The organism is Aeromicrobium sp. PFPM2_SD2, from assembly GCF_057364525.1.
This window is the reverse complement of record NZ_JBNFNZ010000306.1, coordinates 1-3,020: the sequence shown is the minus strand read 5'-3', so window position 1 is coordinate 3,020 and position 3,020 is coordinate 1. Positions and strand designations below refer to the sequence as shown.

Sequence of the window (3,020 nt, the reverse complement as noted above, 5' to 3'; positions counted from 1 at the left end):
CCGAACGGCCTGCCCGGCATCCAGGCCGCCCGGCTGCGCACCCCCGCGGGCGAGGTGCGGCTCTAGCCGTCCAGCCCCGCGCGCTCCGCGCCGATGGTCGTGTCGTCGCCGTGCCCGGTGTGGACGATCGTCTGGTCGGGCAGCGCGAACAGGCTCGCCCGGATCGACGCCTCGAGCGTCGGCCGGTCCGAGAACGAGCGTCCCGTCGCGCCCGGACCGCCCTGGAACAGGGTGTCGCCGGTGAACACGCAGCCCAGGTCCGGCGCGAACAGGCAGACGGCGCCGGGAGCATGACCGGGCGTGTGCAGCACCCGCAGCGTCGTGCCGGCCACCGCGACCTCCTGGCCGTCGGCGAGGTCCTCGTCCCAGCGCACGTCGGCGCCGTGGGTCAGCTCCCACAGCGGACGCTCGGCGGGGTGCAGCAGGATCGGGGCGCCCGTGCGCTCGCGCAGCGCCGGCGCCACGCGGACGTGGTCGTCGTGCGCGTGGGTGCACACGATCGCCTTGACGGTGCGGTCCCCCACCACCTCCAGGATCGCGTCCGCGTCGTGCGGCGCGTCGATGACGACGCACTCGGCGTCGTCACCGACGACCCACACGTTGTTGTCGACGTCGAACGTCTCCCCGTCCAGACTGAACGTGCCCGCGACGACGCCGTGGTCGATGCGCACGCCGGCCATCAGAGCACCACCACCGAGCGCAGCACGTCGCCGTGGTGCATCCGCTCGAACGCTGCCTGGACGTCGTCGATGCCGATCTCCTCGGTGACGAACGCGTCGAGGTCGAGCCGGCCCTGGCGGTACAGGTCGACGAGCATCGGGAAGTCGCGCGAGGGCAGGCAGTCGCCGTACCAGCTGGACTTGAGCGCCCCACCGCGTCCGAAGACGTCGATCAGCGGGATCTGCGGCACGGTCATGTCCGGGGTCGGGACGCCGACCAGCACGAGCACTCCGGCCAGGTCGCGGGCGTAGAACGCCTGCTGCCAGGTCTCGGGGCGCCCGACCGCCTCGATGACGACGTCCGCGCCCTCGGCGCCCTCGTAGGTCTCGGCGCAGATGCGCTTGATCGCCTCGACCGGGTCCTCGGTCGAGGAGTCCACGACGTGCGTGGCGCCGAGCTCCTTGGCCTTCTCGAGCTTCTTGGCGTCGATGTCGACGGCGATGATCGGGCTGGCACCGGCCAGCGCGGCGCCCGCGACCGCCGCCACGCCCACGCCGCCGCAGCCGATGACCGCGGCACTGCGTCCGCGGGTCAGCGCGCCGGTGTTGATCGCCGCGCCGATGCCCGCCATGACGCCGCAGCCGAGCAGGCCGACGGCCGCCGGACGCGCCTGCGGATCGACCTTGGTGCACTGCCCCGCGGCCACGAGCGTCTTCTCCGCGAACGCGCCGATGCCCAGCGCGGGGGTCAGCTCGGTGCCGTCCTCGAGCGTCATCCGCTGCGTCGCGTTGTGGGTGTTGAAGCAGTACTGCAGCTCACCGCGCTTGCAGGCGCGGCACTCGCCGCACACCGCCCGCCAGTTGAGCACCACGAAGTCGCCGGGCGCGACGCCGGTGACGTCCGGGCCGACGGCCTCGACGACGCCGGCCGCCTCGTGCCCGAGCAGGAACGGGAACTCGTCGTTGATGCCGCCCTGGACGTAGTGCAGGTCGGTGTGGCACACCCCGCAGGTCTGGATCCGCACCACCGCCTCGCCCGGCCCCGGGTCCGGCACGTTGATGGTCACCAGCTCGACCGGTGCGTCCTTGCTCCTGGCCACGACGGCCCTCACCTGCTGCATCTGCGCCTCTTCTCGTCGACTGCGGGAGCGGGGTCTCCCCCTCCCGCCACGCTATCCGCGACCACCGGCCCCGGCACGGTCGCCGGGGCTGTCGGACCGACGACCTAGGGTGGCGCCATGGCCAAGACCGCTCGACCGACCTACGTCTGCGCCGAGTGCGGCTGGACGACGCCCAAGTGGGTCGGACGCTGCGGCGAGTGCCAGGCCTGGGGCACCGTCGACGTCCAGGGCGCGCAGCCGGCGATCCGCACCAAGGCGGCCCCCGTGAGCAGCCCCGCGCGTCCGATCAGCCAGATCGACGTCGAGTCGTCCACGGCGGCCACCACCGGCCTGTCCGAGCTGGACCGCGTCCTCGGCGGCGGTCTCGTCCCCGGCGCGGTGCTGCTGCTGGCCGGCGAGCCGGGCGTCGGCAAGTCCACGCTGCTGCTCGAGACGGCCGCGCGCTGGGCCCGCACCGGCCAGCGCGTCCTGTACGTCTCCGGCGAGGAGTCCGCGGCCCAGGTGCGGCTGCGCGCCGAGCGCACCGGCGCCGTCCACGACGACCTCTACCTCGCCGCCGAGACCGACCTGGGCGCCCTGCTCACCCACGTCGAGCAGGTGCGTCCGACCCTGTTGATCGTCGACTCCGTCCAGACCATCGGCTCGGCCGACGTCGAGGGCGTCCCCGGCGGCGTCACCCAGGTGCGCGAGGTGGCGTCCGCGGTCATCCAGCTGGCCAAGCGCGAGAACATCGGCACCCTGCTCGTCGGCCACGTCACCAAGGACGGCTCGGTCGCGGGTCCGCGCGTGCTCGAGCACCTCGTCGACGTCGTGCTCCAGTTCGAGGGCGACCGGCACTCCCGCCTGCGGCTGCTGCGCGCGATCAAGAACCGCTTCGGCCCGGTCGACGAGATCGGCTGCTTCGACCTCGGCGACGGCGGCCTGGTCGAGGTGCCGGATCCCACGGGCCTGTTCGTGTCCCGGCACGAGCAGCCGGTCTCGGGCACCTGCGTCACCGTGACCGTCGAGGGTCGCCGCGCGCTGCTCGCCGAGGTGCAGGTGCTCACCGTCGAGACCAACGCGCCCTCGCCACGGCGCACGACCTCCGGCGTCGACTCCTCGCGCATGGCGATGATCCTGGCCGTGCTCACCAAGCACTGCGGCGCGCCGCTGGGCAAGCAGGACGTCTACGCCGCCACGGTGGGCGGCGCGCGGCTCGCCGAGCCGGCCGTTCGACCTGGCGGCTCGCCCTCGCGGCGGC

General features: G+C 73.6%; 3 protein-coding genes. 1 reads left to right on the top strand and 2 read right to left on the bottom strand.

Annotated elements, in window-relative coordinates:
* Positions 1-62: 62 nt before the first annotated feature.
* A complete protein-coding gene (locus AC2W7G_RS12580; protein WP_485868739.1) occupies positions 63-680 on the bottom strand; it encodes an MBL fold metallo-hydrolase in 618 nt (205 codons plus the stop codon).
* On the bottom strand, positions 680-1,780 hold the full coding sequence (locus tag AC2W7G_RS12575) for an S-(hydroxymethyl)mycothiol dehydrogenase (RefSeq protein WP_485868738.1): 1,101 nt from the start codon (positions 1,778-1,780) through the stop codon (positions 680-682). Before AC2W7G_RS12575 ends, AC2W7G_RS12580 begins: the two co-directional genes overlap by 1 nt.
* 117 nt (positions 1,781-1,897) lie before the next feature.
* On the opposite strand from AC2W7G_RS12575, the gene radA reads away from it, so the two are divergent.
* On the top strand, positions 1,898-3,020 hold a 1,123-nt coding region (gene radA, locus AC2W7G_RS12570; protein WP_485868737.1), incomplete at its 3' end, for a DNA repair protein RadA.

Excerpts from the sequence above, each read along its gene's own strand:
- AC2W7G_RS12580 (WP_485868739.1), bottom strand. The coding sequence starts at position 680 with ATGGCCGGCGTGCGCATCGACCACGGCGTCGTCGCGGGCACGTTCAGT.
- AC2W7G_RS12575 (WP_485868738.1), bottom strand. The coding sequence starts at position 1,780 with ATGCAGCAGGTGAGGGCCGTCGTGGCCAGGAGCAAGGACGCACCGGTC.